Genomic DNA, 16,260 nt, shown 5'->3' with positions numbered 1-16,260 from the left:
CTTTCTCGGCTTCAGGCCGCTTTGATCTTGAAAGAGTCCGCGTACTGGGCGGGCGCCTTGCCATCCCACACCGTGCCGTCGATGAGCTTGCTGCTGCGCAGGCCACTCTTGGGGACGCTGACTTTGAGTTGGGCTGCCGCTTGGGTATAGAGCTCGGTCTGGTTGATGGTCTTGGCCACCCCCAGGTAATCCGGGTGGCTCTTGAGGAGGCCCCAGCGCTTGTGCTGCGTGAGGAACCACATCCCGTCGGAAAGGTAGGGGTAGTTCACCTCGCCGTCATCAAAGAACTTCATGTGACGCGGGTCGTCCCAGGTCTTGCCCAGCCCGTTCTGATAACGCCCCAGGATGCGCTGATTGATCGCATCCACCGCGGTGTTGACGTAGCTCTTCTCCGCAATGGTTTCGGCCATTTGCTGCTTGTTCTTCAAGCTCGCATCAATCCACCGCCCGGCCTCCAACACCGCCAGGATGGCGGCCCGCGCCGTGTTCGGGTGCCGGCGCACAAAGTCGAGTGACGCGCCCAAAACCTTCTCAGGATGGTCCGGCCAAATGTCTTGGGTCGTGGCTGCGGTGACACCGATGCCATCCAAGATGGCGCGGTGGTTCCAAGGCTCCCCCACGCAATACCCATCCATGTTGCCCACCCGCATGTTGGCGACCATTTGGGGCGGCGGGACGGTGATGACCTTGGCGTCCTGAAGCGGATTCACGCCATGGGTGGCCAACCAGTGATACAGCCACATCGCGTGGGTTCCCGTCGGGAAGGTGTGCGCAAAGGTGTACTCGCGCTTCTCCCGCGCCATGAGTTTGGCCAGCGAAGCCCCGTCGACCGCGCCCTTGTCCGCCAAAGCCTTGGACAGGGTAATGGCCTGGCCGTTGCGGTTCAGAGTCATCAGCACCGCCATGTCTTTCTTGGGGCCACCGACCCCCAGATGAAGGCCATAGACCAAGCCATACAGCACATGCGCCATGTCCAGATCGCCGTTCACCAGCTTGTCTCGGACGGCCGCCCAACTGGCTTCTTTGCTGAGCACAAACTTGATGCCGTGCTTGCGATCGAAGCCCAGCACCGAGGCCATCACCACCGACGCGCAGTCCGTGAGCGGGATGAAGCCCAATCGGACTTCTTCTTTCTCCGGGCGATCGCTGCCCTGCGCCCACGCCTGCGGCATGACCTGGGTGGCGGCGGCCAGGGCACCGGTGCCCAGCCAGTGGCGACGACTGCGATCAGCAGGGGGAAAGGTGGGGGTCATGCGTAGTCTCCAGAAACAAACAAAAAAAGGCGTCTCAGCAGACCGTCGACGAGCGCTCGGTTTTTGCCGATTGCCCTCAACAGTTGCTGGACGCCTTTGCCCAAGACCCCCGCCCACAGTGCCGAGGTCTCCTTCGTCATTGCAAGCCTTGTGCCAACCCGTTTCAAGGCCAACCTCGGGCCTCGTTGCGGCCGTTCGCAGGGCGCTTTGCTCCAAGCTGGTGCATTTCGCGACACAGGTTGGGGCAGGTGCACGGTTCAAGAGCGCAGCAACTTCGCCGCCTCCACCACACGCTCCGCCACCTGCGCCAGCGTTTCACAGCGGTCCATGGCCAATCGCCGCAAACGGGCGTAGGCTTGCTCTTCGCTCAATCCTTGCTCTTGCATGAGCAGCCCCTTGGCGCGCTCAATTTGCTTGCGAGCCGCCAGTTGAAGCTGGGCGCTTTGCAATTCCTCGCGCAGGGCGCGGTCTTGGTCAAACCGTGCGCAGGCCACTGCCATCACGGCCTCCAAGCGCTCCGGCCGCAAGCCCGCCACCACATAGGCGCTGACCCCGGCCTTCAAGGCGTCCCGAACGGTCACGGCCCGCGCGTCCTCTGAAAACATGAGCACCGGCCGCGGCAGGGAGTCATGCAGCGTCGCCAGGTGCTCCAGGGTGTCGCGGCCGGGCGCCTCGGCATCGACGATGACGATGTCAGGCCGTTGTCGCTGGACGGCCTCGAAGATGCGCGTGGCTTCGTCCAGCACCGCAACCACCTCGTGGCCCTGCTGAATCAGCGTTTCAGCAATCAAACGCACCCGGTGGGCCCCGTCGTCGACCACGAGCACCCGCAAAGAAGAAAACGTCGGTTGGTTCACCCCCTGCGGTCTTGCAGGTTCCATGCCAAACCTTCGTGGCCACCGTCAGCCTGAGTCGCTAAAGTGGCGGCTGGTCCCAGCCCCCTTCTTGGAGCCTTCATGAAAGCCCGTTCCATCCTCGACACCATTGGCAACACGCCCCATGTGCGCATCAACCGGCTCTTTGGCGCCCAAGCGGAGGTGTGGATCAAGGCCGAGCGCGCCAACCCCGGGGGGTCAATCAAGGATCGGATTGCCCTGGGCATGGTCGAAGCCGCGGAAGCCGCGGGCCTGCTCCGCCCGGGCAGCACCATCGTGGAACCCACATCCGGCAACACCGGCGTCGGTCTGGCCATGGTGGCCGCCGTCAAGGGCTACAAGCTGATCTTGGTGATGCCCGACAGCATGAGCGTCGAGCGCCGCCGCCTGATGCTGGCCTACGGCGCGAGCTTTGAGCTGACCCCGCGCGAGAAGGGCATGAAGGGCGCCATCGCCAAGGCGCAAGAGCTGCTGGAGAGCATCCCCGGCTCGTGGATGCCCCAGCAGTTCGAGAACCCCGCCAATATTGAGATGCACGTTCGCACCACCGCGCAAGAGATCCTGCGGGACTTCCCGGACGGTCTGGATGCGCTCATCACGGGCGTGGGCACGGGCGGCCACTTGACCGGTTGCGCGCGCGTGCTCAAGCAGCATTGGCCGCAGTTGCAAGTTTTCGCGGTGGAGCCGGCGCAAAGCCCCGTCATCAGCGGCGGGCAGCCCTCGCCCCACCCCATCCAGGGCATCGGCGCCGGCTTCATTCCCGTGAATCTGGACACCAGCGTGCTGGATGGCGTGATTCAAGTCGAAGCCGAGCCCGCCCGCGAGATGGCGCGCCGCTGCGCCCGCGAGGAAGGCATGCTGGTGGGCATCAGCAGCGGCGCCACGCTGCGCGCCATCGAACAGCAACTGCCCAAACTCAAACCCGGCGCCCGCGTGCTGGGCTTCAATTACGACACCGGCGAGCGCTACCTGTCGGTTGAAGGGTTCCTGCCGGCGTGAACTCCCCCGTCGACAAGCCTGAGAGCAGCGACGCGGTCGCCCCCCACCACGGCGTGAAAGATGCCCCCGCCGGCGGCCAGGGCGCGCTCACGGCCCAAGGCGTTTACGACGCCCCCGCCGGCGGCCGGGGCGCCGTGAAGGCGGCCTTCGACGCCTTTCAGCAGCAGGGGATTCCGCTGAAGGTGGTGCGGAGCTTTTTGAAGGCCAACAAGCCCAATGGCTTTGATTGCCCGGGCTGTGCCTTTCCGGACCGTCCCGGTAGCTTCGGGCCCGACAGTTGCGAACAAGGCCAGAAGGCCATCGCCTGGGAGATGACCCCCAAGCGGGCGGATGCGGCATTTTTTGCGCAGCACACCTTGACCGAGTTGCGCCGATGGCGTGATCGGGATATTGAAGCGGCCGGGCGCCTGACCGAACCCCTGCGCTACAACGCCGAAACGGATCGATTCGAACCCCTTCCCTGGCCCGAAGCCCTGCGACTGGCCGCAACGGAATTGCGCCTGCTGGAACCCACCCGCGTGGCCTTCTACGCCTCAGGGCGGGCCAGCAATGAGGCGGCGTTCTTGTGGCAGTTGCTCGCGCGGGCATACGGATCGGCGAATCTGCCCGACTCGAGCAATCTGTGCCACGAGCCCTCGGGCGTGGCGTTGAAGGCCCAGATCGGCGTGGGCAAGGGCACGGCCCAGCTCAGCGACTTTGAGGTGGCGGACTGCATCTTGGTCATCGGCCAAAACCCCGCCACCAACCACCCCCGCTTCATGGGCACCCTGCATGCAGCCAGCAAGCGGGGCGCCACCGTTTTGGCGCTGAACCCGCTGGTGGAGCGCGGCTTCGTCAATTTCGCCGACCCGAAGTCGATCCGCGAAATGCTGACCGATCGCGGCCATCAAGTGGCCAAGCGCGTCATCCCCGTCGCCGTGGGCGGGGACCAGGCCGCGCTGCTCGCCGTGATGAAACAGTGGCTCGAATGGGAGGAGGCGGGCCGCGTCGTCTTTGACCATGCCTTCATCCGGGAGCACACAGAAGGTCTGGAAGCGGTGCTCGCCCACCTGCGAAACCACCAGTGGGCAGACCTCGAGGCGGCCAGCGGCCTGAGCCGGACCGCGCTGACCGAACTTGCAGACGAACTGGCCTCCGCACGCGCCACCCTCGTCACCTGGTGCATGGGGCTAACCCACCATGAGCACGCGGTCGCGACCATTCAGACCTTGGTGAACCTGCAACTGCTGCGCGGCATGATCGGGCGGCCCGGCACCGGCGTCGTCCCGGTGCGCGGACACAGCAACGTGCAGGGCGACCGCACCATGGGGTGTACCTACGCGGTCCCTGATCGCTGGCTGGACAACCAGGAAGCCGCCCTGCCCGGCCTGCGGTTGACGCGCGCTCGGGGCCTAGATGCCGTGGGCGTGGCGCAGGGGCTTCTGAATGGCTCGGTGCGGGCCCTGCTGAGCCTCGGGGGCAACTTCGGCGTGGCCGGGGCCGATGCCCCGCGGGTGCTGGCAGGCATCTCCGCCAGCGATTTCACCCTGCACATCGCCACCAAACCCAACCGCACCCACCTGCACCCCGGTCGCACCGGTCTTTTGCTCCCCTGCCTGGCCCGAACCGATCTCGACCGGGCCCCCGACGGCCGGGTGCAAGTGGTCAGCGTGGAAGACTCAATGAGCATGGTGCACGCCTCGCGCGGCATGCAAGAACCCTTGTCGCCCGACATGCTGGGCGAGCCCGCGCTGGTGGCCCAACTCGGCCATGCGCTCTTGCACGACGGCAGCATTCCGTGGCGCGAATGGGCGGCCGATTACGCGCGCTTGCGCGATGTGATCGAACAGTGTCAAACGGGGGTCTTTGATGGGTTCGAGCACTTCAACCTCAAGCTGAGCCACGACGGAGGCTTTTGGCTGCCGAACCCGGCCGCGCACCGCCAATGGCGGACGCCCACGGGCCGGGCCCAGCTCACCCCGCAGGCGCTGCGGGTGAACGGGGTCCGAGAGCGGGCCTGCGCCCGTTTGCCCGCCAGCGAACACGCCCGCGTTCTGCTCTTGATGACGGTGCGCAGTCACGACCAGTTCAACACCACGGTGTACGGGCAGGACGACCGCTACCGCAACGTGTTCGGCACCCGCGAGGTGGTGTTCTTGAGCCCCGCGGAATTGCAGCGCCTGGGCTTGCACGCAGGGCAAAAAGTCGACATCGAAGGCCTGCCCATCGACGATGGCCGCACGCGCTGGCTGCGTGGGTTTGAGCTGCGGGCCTTGGACATGGCCGCCGGCTGCGCCGCCGCCTACTTCCCCGAGGCCACCCCCTTGGTGCCCCTGGGCCTCGTCGCCGAAGGCGCCCGCACGCCCGCGGCCAAGGCGCTGCCGGTGCGCTTGCATCCGGTGGCATGAGCCAACCCTCCGCGCCAAGCTGGGCCCTGCCCCCGCTCGACGCCTTTGCTGACGGGCAGAGCGCCGTCTGCGCGCTGGGCGGCACGGGCCAGCCGGCGCGCGAGCCCTTGGTTGAAGAGGCGCCCATCACCCTGGTGTTCAACGACAGCGTGGCGCTGACCCTGATGGCCACGCCGCTGCTGGCCGAAGAGTTGGCCCTCGGCTTTTGTTTGAGCGAGGGCTTGGTGGAGCGGGCAAGCGAGGTGGGCGAGCTGCACGCCGTGCCCACCGGCGCGGGTTTGAGCGTGTTCGTGGAGCTGCCCGAGCACCGGCTGGACGCCCTGCGCCAGCGGCGTCGCCTGGGGGCGGCGCCGGGGGGCTGCGGCCTGTGCGGCATCGAAGACCAGCGCAGCCTACTCACCCTGCCGGCCGGGCGGCTCACCCCCATCGAACTGGCGGAAGGTGCGCTGGCCCGCGCGCTGCAAGCGCTGCCGCGCCACCAACCGCTCAACGCCCGCACGGGCGGGGCCCACGCCGCCGCGTGGATCGATGCCCAAGGCACGATCCACACCGTGGCCGAAGACGCCAGCCGCCACTGCGCGCTGGACAAACTCATCGGCCGCCTGGCCCGCCACGGCCTGAACCCGGCCGACGGTGGCTTTCTGGTCACCAGCCGCGCCAGCTACGAGCTCGTCCACAAAACCGCCCGCGTGGGCTGCGGCCTGCTGGCCGCCGTCAGCGCCCCGACGGGACTGGCCGTGCGCGCCGCCGAGGCCTGCGGCATGGCGCTCTATGGCTTTGTGCGCGAGGGGCGGGCGACGCGGTATGCGTGAGGGGAAATAGACATACGAAGGGTCTGCCCGCTTATGGCGTTCCGATGCATGCCGGTTCGCTCACAGTCAGCCTCGACACCCGGTTTTTCTCGTCAACCGCGAAAGTGACACGCAACACGCAGGAGGGGAAATATCCCGTCGTCAGCGTGCAATCGAAGTGCTCTCGGGCAGCTCCCGTGACGTAACAGCGATAGCCCCGTTGGGCGAGCTTCTGTTGCGCCTCCCAGTACCTCGTGCCATCTTGTAGGCCGATTGATGCCAGTTCCGCTGCGCTCATACTTTGCGGGGTGCTGCAGGCCACCAGAGCAAAAGGGGCCAGGAGGCCCACCCATAAGCCTGCGCTGACCTGCCCACCCGCCATTCGCTCCGTCTTTTGCCAAGTCATGGAGTTGGACCTACCTCGAAGGAAAGGCCCACTCTAAACGCGCTGCCCCCTTGTCATCGCATCGTCGAATCAACTGGGCCGGACAACTGCAGCCGCCGCCGCATCACCGGCCCGCCATCGTCCAACCTCAGCTGCCCACTGGGCTCAAAGCCCAGCGCGCTGAGGGCTTGGACGAGCGGCTCGGCGTCGGCCCGCACGCGGCCCGCGCAGGCTTCGGCTGCCTCGCCCAGGAAGGAGAGGTAAACCAGTTGTCGCGGCAGCAGGGCCGCCAAATGCGTGCGCCAGGCGGGGCCCAGCTGGGCTTCGGCGGCGGCCGGGTCGCCTTTAAAAAAGCGCGCGCCGAAGGCCTCCCAAAACGGGCTGCGGCCGGCCGCATCGCGCCAGCCCGGCAACTCCACCACCAGCTGGCTGCCATGCTGCGCCGGCGCGGCCGCCGCTTGGCGCTGCGCGGCCTCCACCGCGGGGGCGGGGTCGAGGGCGTCCGGGCTGAGGTGCAACTCGGTCTCGCCCGTCAGGTCGTTGCTCAGCAAAAGCGTGGTCTGGACGCGGAAGAGCTGGAGCTCCGCGGCCGCATGCACCACACGCCCCAGGCGCAGGTGGTAGCGCGGCAGGTCCAGGCCCAGGCGCGGGGTGATGCGGGCAAGGGTCAGGTCCTTCATGCTTCGCCCTCCACAGGATCGAGCGGCGCACAGAGCCAGCGCTCGCCGGCTTGCCCTTCGGCCCGGGCCACGGCCGCGGCGCTCAAGTGGGTGCCGACGGTGCCCAGCAGCGCGGCAAAGCGGCCGCGCTCGGGGCGCACCAGCAGGCTGGGAACCCCGGCCGCCGGCGGGGCGACGCCTTGGGGCTGAACCGTGTGCCAGCGCGCATGGCGCACCGTGCGCAGGCTGGCCAGGGGGGCATCCACCGTGGGGCCGCCGTCGAAGATGTCCACATAGGTGTCGGCGTCAAAGCCTTCGTCGGCGAGGATGGAGAACGGCAGCTCCCCCACCGGGTGCAACTGCCCCAAGGCCCACTGCGCGGCTTCGGGCAGCAGGGCCACGTAGAGCGGGGACGGGGGCATGAGGTCGGCGATGAAGGCCTTGCTGCGCCCGCCCACCACGGACTCGGCCTGCGGGTAGTCCATGCCGAAGAAGCGCCGGCCCACGGCGTCCCAGAAAGGGCTTTGGCCTTGGGCGTCCACGACGCCGGGGTTCTCCGCCGCAATGCGGCTTGAAAAGCGCTCCGCGTGGGCGTGGATGAACAGCAGGCGGGCTCGCGACAGCAGCTGGGCCGCCGGGCCCTGGTCGTACTCCGGCGCCAGGTAGAACGAGGTCAGCAAGGTGCAGCCGGTGAGGTCGTGGCACAGGTGCAGCGTGTGCATGCGCTGGGTCACGCCCAGGGCCTGGCTGGCGTGCACCACGAACTCGTTGCGGTAGCTGTAAAAGCGGTCGTAAAAGCCCGCGCTGGCGGCGATGCCGGAGCAGCCCACCACCGCGCCCCGCTGCAGGTCTTCGAGCACGAAGAGGTAGGTCTCCTCCCCGCTGGCGTCGTCTGCGCTGGCAAAGCTGTGGCGCGAGGCCTGGATGCGCGCGGCCAGCCGCGCTTCGTCGTGCGGCAGCGAGCTGATGCCATCCGCGCTGGCGGCGGCCATGCGCATCAGCGCGAGCAGGTCGGCCGGCGCCACCGGCCGCAACAGGAAGTCACTCATGAGTCGGAATCTCCTCCGCGCCGGCGCCGCGCAACCGGCGTTCGTCCCGCGGGGTGTGGCCGAAATGGGCCCGATAGGCATTCGAGAAGTGCGGGCCCGAGGAAAAACCGCAGGACAGCCCGATTTGCAGGATGGACTGGCTGGACTGCTGCAGCAGGCGGCGGGCGCGTTGCAGGCGTAAATCCAGGTAGTGGCGCAGGGGCAACACGCCCAGGTGCTGCTTGAAGACCCGCTCCAGCTGCCGGCGCGAAACGCCCACCAGCCGTGCGATGTCTTCGGTGGGCAGGGGCTCACCCAGGTTGGCCTCCATCAGGGCCAGGGCCTCGGCCAGCTTGGGGTGGTTGGCGCGCGGCTCCAGCGCACGCTGGCGCTCGTCCCGCCCGCGAAAGCCGCGCACGCCCAGCGCCCAGGCGAGCTCGGGACCCAGGCGCTCACCGTGGCGCTGCACCAGCCACGCGGCCGTCAGGTCCAACGCGGCGCCCCCACCCGCAGCGGTGAGCCAGCGGCCGTCCAAGCTGATCTCCCACAAACCCTGGGCCCAGGCCACCCCAGGGTGGCGGTGCGCCAGGGTGTCCAACAGCGCCCAGGAGGCGCAGGCCCGCTGCCCATCCAGCAAGCCAAGGCTGGCCAGCACGGAGGCGCCGCCGTCCACCCCCGCCAGCACCGCGCCTTGCGCGGCCCAGCGGCGACACAGGCGCTGCCACTCGCGCACCACCGGCCCCTCCTCCAGCGCCGAGGGTGAGCCCAGCAAAAAGGCCGCGGCCCAGGGGGCGTCCGCTTCCAGATCGGGGGACACCGTGGCCACGCGGGCCCCGCCGGTCGCCGCCACCAAGCCGCCCCCCAACAAGCGGAGCTCGTACTGGCAGTCGTCCAGCAGCTCGTTGGCGGCCGTCAGCGCGTCGTGCACCCCCGCCAGCGCCTGGAGCGAAAAGCCCGGCAGCAAACAGAGGGCGACGCGCTGCGTCTGCATCACCAGCCGATCCAGTGTGGAATGGCCAGCAGCACCAGGGCCATGACCAGGTAAAGACCTTGCAGCGGCAGCATCCACCGCACCCAGCGCCCGAACGGCACACCGGCCAGCGCCAGCACCCCCACGGTGATGCCTGAGGTCGGGATGATGGGCGTGGTCAGCTCGCCGAACTGGAAGGCCAGGACGGCGGTCTGCCGCGTCACCCCCACCAGGTCGGCCAGCGGCGCCATGATGGGCATGGTCAGGGCCGCCTGACCGGTGCCGGAGTGGATGAAGAAGTTGATCACCGACTGAATCGCAAACATCTTGTGGGCCGAGAACACCGGGCTGCTGGACTCCACCAGCGGCGCGAGCGCGTTCAGCAGCGTATCGATGATTTGGCCTTCGCGCATCAGGATCACCGTGCCCTTGGCCAGCGCAATCACCAGGGCCGTGCCCACCAAGTCCTTGGCCCCTTGCACAAAGGCGCCAATCCACTCGTCCGTCGCGAGCCGCCCCACCAGGGCCACGCCGATCGCCATGGCAAAGAAGAGCGCCGCGATTTCGTCGATGTACCAGCCATAGCGAACCACGCCGACGATCATGGCGCCGAGCGTGAGCACGAAGAGCGCCAGCACCGCCTGGTGCCGAACGCTCATGCCGCTGAACTGCTCAAAGCTGGCCAGGTCCAGGGTGCGGCGGCGCTCCTGGTCCATCTCGTAGGTGGGGCTGAGTTGCGGCGCGCGCTGCACGCGGCGCGCCCACCAGACCAGAAAGCCAATGGTCAGGCCCGTGGCAATCGCCCAGCAGAGGGCCCGAAAGCCAATCCCCGAGAACATGGGCACGCCGGCGATGCCCTGCGCCACGCCCACGTTGAAGGGGTTCAGAAATGCCGTGGCAAAGCCCACCTGGGAGCCCACGAAGGGAATGGCCACGCCCGTCAGCGTGTCATACCGCAGCGCCAGCGCCAGCGGGATGAAGATCAGCACGAAGGGGATGGCCTCCTCCGCCATGCCAAACGTCGCGCCACCCAGCGAGAACAGGGTGACGAACACCGGAATCACCGCCGCCCGCACCAAGGGCGAGCGCGAATGGGCCTTGGCCACCGACTTGATCAGCGAGTCGATCGCCTCGGTCTTTTGCAGCACGGCAAAAGCCCCGCCCACGATCAGCACAAAGCCGATGATTTGCGCGGCCTCGACAAAGCCCCGGATGGGCGAAGTCAGCAGCGCCACCAGGCCCTGAGGCTTGGACTCCACCACGTGGTAGGAGCCCGCGACGATGATCTTTTTGCCCTCGACCAGCTGGGTGTCGAAGCGCCCGGCGGGGACGACCCAGGTCATCAGGGCGATCAGCGCCAGCAGCGCGAACAACAAAACGTAGGTATTGGGCAGGCGCAGCTTCATGGTGAGAGGAGCTTTCCAGAACGGATGGGAGTGGGCCCGGCCACCTTGGCCAAGCGCATGCCCCGTGTGGCATAACGCCGAGCGGTGCGGGCAAAACAACGGCCGGTGGCGCGGGCGTGCAAGGGGGTGCGGGCGTCGGTCAGCGGGTCGATGACCTCCACCACCAGCTGCCCCGCCTCGACCCAGTCCCCCGGTTGCACGGCAAAGACCAGCACGCCGGCGCAGGGCGCCACCACGGCATCCACCCCCTCCAGGGGTGTGGCCCCACAACCCGTTGGCAGCGGCGGCACGGGGCCGTCCAGGTGACCTTGCTGGGTCAGGTAGTCCATCAGCGCGCTCGCGTCCTGCGCCGCCAGGGTGTGGGAGACCTCGGTCTCGCCGCGCAACTCCACCGTGCCGCCCACACAGCCCAGGGCGATAGGGTGGCGACCCGCAAAGTGCGTGGCCAGCTCCCACCACGGGCGGGTCAGGGCTTCGTCGAAGGGGTCACCGCCGGCCAGGTCGCAGGTCAGCAGGGCCTGGGCCCCCAGGTAGGCCGCAAGCGGCTGCAGGGCGGGCACGTTGGCCGTGCCCGTATAGACGTGCAGCACGGCTTGGTTGTCGCAGTGCAGGTCCAGCACCAGATCGGCGTCCAGTGCCAGGCCTTGCAGCAGCTTCTTCAGCGCTTCGGCTTCCGATTGCGGCTCCCAGGCCTCCAGCTCGGCCCGCGCGGCTGCACGGATGCGCCGGGTGTTCTCGGCCGCGTCCGCCGTGAGCTGCCCCTCCAGCCCGCGCTTCAGGGCGCCTGTGAGGTCGCGGAAGTCGCGGTTGAAGTTCAGCCCGCTGGCCAGGTCAAAGCGCCCGAGGGCCGAGCCCTGCAAGTCCTGGCTCAGACCAATCGGGTTGGCCATGGGCACGAGCACGATCTCGCCGGGGATGGCGCCGGCCGCCTCGGCCGCCGCGAGGCGTTCGATCAGGTGCTGCGCGACCAGCAGGGGCGGGACTTCGTCCGCGTGCAAGGCAGCTTGCAGGTAGGCCTTGCGGCCGGTGGCCTGGGCCCCGAAGTGCAGGCTGCGCAGACGGCGCTGCGTGCCCACGCTGCCGGCCGGCAGTTCATGGAATTGGGTGTGCATGGGGAGGCAGGCACGAGGCCTGCGAAACGTTTAACGGAAGGGTCAACGGGAGGGAGCAGCTGGCTCAGGCGGGGCCCAAGGCTGGACCAGGGGCTGGACCACGCGCACGGGGCGCACGTCGAGGCGAACCTTGAGCAGGGTGTAGTCCTCGCCACCCCGGGCCCCGGTGAACCAACCGACCGTGCCGGGGCCCGTGTAGAGGCGGAACTCAAAGCCCAGCTCGGGCGCCTCATCGTCCGGGCGCGGGCGGGCCCGGTAGGCCAGGCCGCGCACCTCGGGCAGGCCGCCCTCGATCAGGTGGGCCATGGCGGTCACCACGGTCTGGTCGCCCAGAATGTCCAGGAAGTACGGCTCGCCCTGCAATCCAGGATTGAAGTCGGGAGCTGCGGGGTCCAGCCGGGGTTCGCGCAGCTTGTGGGCCGAGGGCGTGGTGACGCCCGTGCCCAGGTGGTGGCGGTCGCCGCTGTCCAGGTAGCTGAGCACGGCGCCCTTCAGGTTGAAATGGGGCTCACGGGCGTCGCGCACGGCCTCGCGCAAATCCACCAGCAAGGCCCCTCGTTGGCCGATGACCTCCACCTCGCCCTGCTTGACCACCACGGCCGAGTTCTCTTCGACCCCCAGGGCCACGCCATAGCCCAGCGCCTGCATGGCCGGCAGCAGGCGCCCGATGCGCCCGCGCTTCAAGAAGTGCTGGTCGATGAACAAGTCCGGCCCCACAAAGCCGAGGCCGCGGTCGTACTCCTGGCCCGCGCGCCAGCGGCCTTTGAGGATCTGGTGGTTGTCCTGGGCGTCGCGGAACATCATGCGGCTCATGATGGCCGCGCCCGCGCTGGTGCCCGCCACCACGCCGCCTCGGTCGAACACCTGACGGATGGCTTGGAGCATCGGCGTCGCCTCGCCGCCGGGCTGCAGCGTGTCCACGATCAACTCCTGCGCCCCACCCGAAAAGAACACGCCCCGCGATTGGCGCACCTGCTCGATCAGCGCCGGGTCGTTCAGCTGCTGTGGGAGGTCCACACCCTTGAGCTTGGGGGCCACCGGGATGAAGCGGGCCTGCGCCCCGCGGCGCTGCAGCGCCTCGACGATCAGCGCGCCGCTGCGCGCCGGGTTGCCGGCGGCGGTGGCAAAAACGGCGATGGGCGCGCCGCGCCCTCCGGCCTCGTCCACGATGCGCTGCCACACCGCGTCGTTGTCAAAGCGCAGGGCGCCGCCTGCCACCACAGCGGTCTGGGCTTGCCCCCACAGCGGCCAACAGGTCAACAGCGCGACCAGGGTTCGGATTGCGTTCATGGCCGGCATGTTGTCAGCCCCACGCGTCGCGGGCCAGCGGGTTGCACCGCAGAAGGCGCTCATTTACAGGGCACTTGCAAGTGCATGTCGCAATCCCGCAAGTCAGCCAGCCGGACTTGCAGGCTTGCGACGCCCACTTGCGGCGAAGCGACCCCGGGGGGCCAACCCTGTAGGGCCGCGCCGGCCGCGTTTCTAGAGTCGTGGCGTTCTCCACCTCTTACCCCTGAACCCCGCCATGAACCGACCTGTTCCCCTTCACGCCATCGCCCGCGCCGCCCTGATGGCGCTGGCCTTACCCCTGGCCCATGCTGAAGACGTCAAGCTCGAACGCATCGAGGTCACGGGCTCCAGCATCAAGCGCATCGACGGCGAAACCGCCCTGCCGGTGGAAGTCATCAAGCGCGAGGACATCGCCAAGTCCGGCGTGACCACCGCGGCCGAGCTGCTGCAAAAAATCACCTCCAACGTGGGCGGCCTGACCGATGGCGCCAGCGTCAGTGACCAGATGGGCGGCCAGCGCGGCTTCAACGGCGCCAACCTTCGCGGCCTGGGGGTGTCCTCGACCCTGGTGCTGCTCAACGGCCGCCGCCTCGCCAACTTCGCCAGCCCGGGGGACAACGCGGGCGTGGACCTGAACACCATCCCCGCCGGCGCGATCCAGCGCGTGGAAGTGCTCAAAGACGGCGCCTCGGCCATCTATGGCACGGACGCCATGGGCGGCGTGATCAACTTCATCACCCGCAAGGATTACCAAGGCGCAGACCTGAACCTCTATGCGCTGGACACGCAAGAAGGCGGGGCCAAGAAGACCACGCTGACGGTGTCAGGCGGCGTGGGCGACCTGCGCAAGGACGGCTTCAACGCCTTCCTCAACCTAGACGTGCAAAAGCTCGGCGAGCTCAATGCCACGCAACGCGACTTCATTCGCGAATACAACCTGCCCGGCCGCCTGCCGCCGCAAACCTCCAGCAACTCGTTCCCTGCGAACGTGGACTTGACCTCGTCGCAGCTGACGGCGCTGAACAACTTCGTGCTGGCCAACCCGAACACCGCGCTCAAGGGCAGCAACGCCAACGGCACCTGGAACCCGGGCGGCCCGAACTCGGGCTCGCGCCGCGTGAACTTTGGCAAGTCCGCTTGCACGGGTGCCCCCAACCCGAATTCGGTCGTGGCCCTGGGCCTGGGCGGGCGCGAAGGCTGCTCCTACGACTACGTGGCCGGCTCGGAGATCTACCCGGCGGCGGACAAGGCCAGCGCCCTGGGCCGCGTGACCTTCCAGGTGGCCCCCGACCACCAGCTGTTTGCCGAGCTGCTGCTGACCCGCGCCGAAACCGACTACGCAGCCTCGCCGGCGACGGCGCGCTTCCGCACCGCCTCGGGCATCACCCTGCCCGCCTCGCTGCAAGCTGCGACCGGCATCACCACCCCGGTGGACTTCCGCTTCCGGTTGGAGGACGCCGGCAAGCGCGTGAGCCGCGTCGAGAGCGAGGGCAGCCGCCTCGTGGCTGGTGCCCAAGGCCACTTTGGCGAGTGGGACTACGACACGGCCCTGAACTTCAGCCGCAATCAGGTCACCGACACCGACTTGTCGGGCTGGGTGTCGTTCTCCAAACTGGAAGCCGGCTTGAAGGCCGGTCAGTACAACCCCTTCCAGGCTCCCGCAGACCGCACAGCCGGTCAAGCCTTCATGAATTCCATTCGCCTGGACGGCGGTTCGCGCCGTGCGGAAGGCCGCGCCACCAGCCTGGACGGCAAGCTGACCCGTGCGCTGGCCGAATTGGACGGCGGCGACGCCATGCTGGCCCTGGGGGCCGAGTTGCGCCGCGAAGAGGTGGCGTTCCGCGCCTCCGATGTGCTGAAGGCCAATGACATCACGGGAGACCGCTCCAGCTCGGGCGCCTTGCTCTCGGACACCGACCACCAGCGCAATGTGGCGGGCGTTTATGCGGAAATCAGCGCCCCCTTCACCAAGCAGTGGGAGGGCCAGTTCGCCCTGCGCCATGACCGCTACCAAGGCGTGAGCGATGCCCGCACGGGGCTGACCTCGCCAAGCCTCTCCACCACCAACCCCAAGCTGGGCCTGAGCTTCCGCCCCAGCAAGAGCCTGCTGGCCCGCGCCTCGTTCGGCACCGGCTTCCGCGCGCCCTCGGTGGCCGAGTTGTTCCTGCCGCTGCGCTCGGGCATCACCGCCAGCTTTGTGCGCGACCCGGTGTCGGGCGAAGTGGCGCAGATGCCGGTGGACCGCGCCTCCAACCCTGACCTCAAGCCCGAGAAATCCAAGCAGGCCAGCGTGGGCGTGGTGTTCGAACCCACGCGGGAGTGGAGCGGGTCCATCGACTACTGGACGATCCGCAAGACGGACATCATCAGCGAGATCGGCGAAGAGACCATCTTCACCAACCCGGTCTACTACAACGACCCCAAGATCGTCGCGCGCTTCTCGGACGGCTTCGTCAACTACGTCAACGTCAAGAAGGAGAACCGCGGCAAGCTGAATACCTCGGGGATTGATGTGGCGCTGAACTGGCGCGGCACCGCCACCGAAATCGGCCGCTTTGCGGTGAGCGCCGCCGGCACGCTGGTCACCGAATACAAGTTCGCCACCGACCCGCGCTCGCCCCTGGTGGACGGCTTGGGCAAGTTCAAGGACGACAAGGCCGTTCAACGCTGGCGCCACAAGGTGAGCGTGGACTGGGACCGCGGCCCCTTCGGCCTGACGCTGAGCAACACCTACCTGTCGGGCTACCGCGACCAAAACGTGCCCGGCCTGGCCGCGCCGGAGTGGAACGACCGCGATGTCGAGGCCTACTCGCTGTGGGACTTGACCGGCAGCTACAAGGTGAGCCCGCAAATGCGCCTGCGCTTTGGCGTGCTGAACGTGGCCAACACCGCCCCACCGTTCACCAACCAAGCGCGGTACTTCCAGGTCACCTGGGACCCGACCTACGGGGACCCGCGCGGCCGCAGCTACTTCCTGAGCTTCAGCTACTCGATGCGCTAAGCCCGGGGCACCCCGCCTCCAAGCCGGCCCACTGGGCCGGCTTTTCTTTTGGCAAGGGTGGGGAAAGCGGCCGGTTGACCCGGTTCAAGGCCCAACCCAGCCCG

The 16,260-nt window shown here is 68.1% G+C and carries 12 protein-coding genes; 4 read left to right on the top strand and 8 right to left on the bottom strand.

Translation table 11 applies throughout. From position 1 onward, the window contains the following. Positions 1-11: 11 nt before the first annotated feature. Both I7X43_RS05235 and I7X43_RS05230 read right to left on the bottom strand, forming a co-directional pair. Positions 12-1,253 (bottom strand): CmpA/NrtA family ABC transporter substrate-binding protein, encoded by a 1,242-nt coding sequence (locus tag I7X43_RS05235; RefSeq protein ID WP_198099877.1) that lies wholly within the window; start codon positions 1,251-1,253, stop codon positions 12-14. A gap of 257 nt (positions 1,254-1,510) precedes the next feature. Beyond that, positions 1,511-2,134 carry an ANTAR domain-containing response regulator gene (locus I7X43_RS05230; protein WP_198099876.1) on the bottom strand — a complete coding sequence of 208 codons (624 nt, stop codon included), beginning with the start codon at positions 2,132-2,134 and terminating at the stop codon, positions 1,511-1,513. Positions 2,135-2,209: 75 nt separating this feature from the next. On the opposite strand from I7X43_RS05230, the gene cysK reads away from it, so the two are divergent. The 3 genes from cysK to fdhD are packed head-to-tail and all read left to right on the top strand — an operon-like array spanning position 2,210 to position 6,326. Then, entirely contained in the window at positions 2,210-3,127 is a 918-nt protein-coding gene (gene cysK / locus I7X43_RS05225; RefSeq protein ID WP_198099875.1) for a cysteine synthase A, read from the top strand. Then, positions 3,124-5,514, top strand: a complete 2,391-nt coding sequence (locus I7X43_RS05220; protein WP_198099874.1) for an FdhF/YdeP family oxidoreductase — start codon at positions 3,124-3,126, stop codon at positions 5,512-5,514. Before cysK ends, I7X43_RS05220 begins: the two co-directional genes overlap by 4 nt. Continuing rightward, positions 5,511-6,326: a formate dehydrogenase accessory sulfurtransferase FdhD gene (fdhD, locus tag I7X43_RS05215; RefSeq protein WP_198099873.1), complete on the top strand. Its 816-nt coding sequence runs from the start codon at positions 5,511-5,513 to the stop codon at positions 6,324-6,326. The genes I7X43_RS05220 and fdhD overlap by 4 nt, the downstream gene beginning before the upstream one ends. A gap of 438 nt (positions 6,327-6,764) precedes the next feature. On the opposite strand, the gene I7X43_RS05210 is transcribed toward fdhD, so the two are convergent. The 6 genes from I7X43_RS05210 to I7X43_RS05185 are packed head-to-tail and all read right to left on the bottom strand — an operon-like array spanning position 6,765 to position 13,155. Continuing rightward, the gene (locus I7X43_RS05210; protein WP_198099872.1) at positions 6,765-7,370 is read right to left on the bottom strand and encodes an arginine N-succinyltransferase; all 606 of its coding nucleotides are present in this window, start codon (positions 7,368-7,370) and stop codon (positions 6,765-6,767) included. After that, a complete protein-coding gene (gene astA / locus I7X43_RS05205; RefSeq protein WP_198099871.1) occupies positions 7,367-8,398 on the bottom strand; it encodes an arginine N-succinyltransferase in 1,032 nt (343 codons plus the stop codon). The genes I7X43_RS05210 and astA overlap by 4 nt, the downstream gene beginning before the upstream one ends. Continuing rightward, positions 8,391-9,368, bottom strand: coding sequence for a GlxA family transcriptional regulator (locus tag I7X43_RS05200; protein ID WP_198099870.1), 978 nt, complete (start codon positions 9,366-9,368; stop codon positions 8,391-8,393). Before I7X43_RS05200 ends, astA begins: the two co-directional genes overlap by 8 nt. Further along, a complete protein-coding gene (locus I7X43_RS05195; RefSeq protein WP_198099869.1) occupies positions 9,368-10,753 on the bottom strand; it encodes a YfcC family protein in 1,386 nt (461 codons plus the stop codon). Before I7X43_RS05195 ends, I7X43_RS05200 begins: the two co-directional genes overlap by 1 nt. Beyond that, complete coding sequence (locus I7X43_RS05190) at positions 10,750-11,865, bottom strand: succinylglutamate desuccinylase/aspartoacylase family protein (RefSeq protein WP_198099868.1); 1,116 nt, start codon at positions 11,863-11,865, stop codon at positions 10,750-10,752. The genes I7X43_RS05195 and I7X43_RS05190 overlap by 4 nt, the downstream gene beginning before the upstream one ends. Positions 11,866-11,907: 42 nt before the next feature. Further along, entirely contained in the window at positions 11,908-13,155 is a 1,248-nt protein-coding gene (locus I7X43_RS05185) for a cyanophycinase (RefSeq protein WP_198099867.1), read from the bottom strand. A 235-nt stretch (positions 13,156-13,390) separates the two neighbouring features. On the opposite strand from I7X43_RS05185, the gene I7X43_RS05180 reads away from it, so the two are divergent. Continuing rightward, entirely contained in the window at positions 13,391-16,156 is a 2,766-nt protein-coding gene (locus I7X43_RS05180) for a TonB-dependent receptor (RefSeq protein WP_198099866.1), read from the top strand. Positions 16,157-16,260: the final 104 nt, after the last annotated feature.

Source organism: Inhella gelatinilytica (assembly GCF_016093295.1).
GTDB classification, from domain to species: Bacteria; Pseudomonadota; Gammaproteobacteria; order Burkholderiales; family Burkholderiaceae_C; genus Inhella; species Inhella gelatinilytica.
The sequence above is the reverse complement of the archived record's forward strand: the minus strand, read 5'-3'. Positions and strand labels throughout refer to the sequence as shown.

Excerpts from the sequence above, each read along its gene's own strand:
- I7X43_RS05235 (WP_198099877.1), bottom strand. The coding sequence starts at position 1,253 with ATGACCCCCACCTTTCCCCCTGCTGATCGCAGTCGTCGCCACTGGCTG.
- I7X43_RS05230 (WP_198099876.1), bottom strand. The coding sequence starts at position 2,134 with ATGGAACCTGCAAGACCGCAGGGGGTGAACCAACCGACGTTTTCTTCT.
- cysK (WP_198099875.1), top strand. The coding sequence starts at position 2,210 with ATGAAAGCCCGTTCCATCCTCGACACCATTGGCAACACGCCCCATGTG.
- fdhD (WP_198099873.1), top strand. The coding sequence starts at position 5,511 with ATGAGCCAACCCTCCGCGCCAAGCTGGGCCCTGCCCCCGCTCGACGCC.
- I7X43_RS05210 (WP_198099872.1), bottom strand. The coding sequence starts at position 7,370 with ATGAAGGACCTGACCCTTGCCCGCATCACCCCGCGCCTGGGCCTGGAC.
- astA (WP_198099871.1), bottom strand. The coding sequence starts at position 8,398 with ATGAGTGACTTCCTGTTGCGGCCGGTGGCGCCGGCCGACCTGCTCGCG.
- I7X43_RS05200 (WP_198099870.1), bottom strand. The coding sequence starts at position 9,368 with ATGCAGACGCAGCGCGTCGCCCTCTGTTTGCTGCCGGGCTTTTCGCTC.
- I7X43_RS05195 (WP_198099869.1), bottom strand. The coding sequence starts at position 10,753 with ATGAAGCTGCGCCTGCCCAATACCTACGTTTTGTTGTTCGCGCTGCTG.
- I7X43_RS05190 (WP_198099868.1), bottom strand. The coding sequence starts at position 11,865 with ATGCACACCCAATTCCATGAACTGCCGGCCGGCAGCGTGGGCACGCAG.
- I7X43_RS05185 (WP_198099867.1), bottom strand. The coding sequence starts at position 13,155 with ATGAACGCAATCCGAACCCTGGTCGCGCTGTTGACCTGTTGGCCGCTG.
- I7X43_RS05180 (WP_198099866.1), top strand. The coding sequence starts at position 13,391 with ATGAACCGACCTGTTCCCCTTCACGCCATCGCCCGCGCCGCCCTGATG.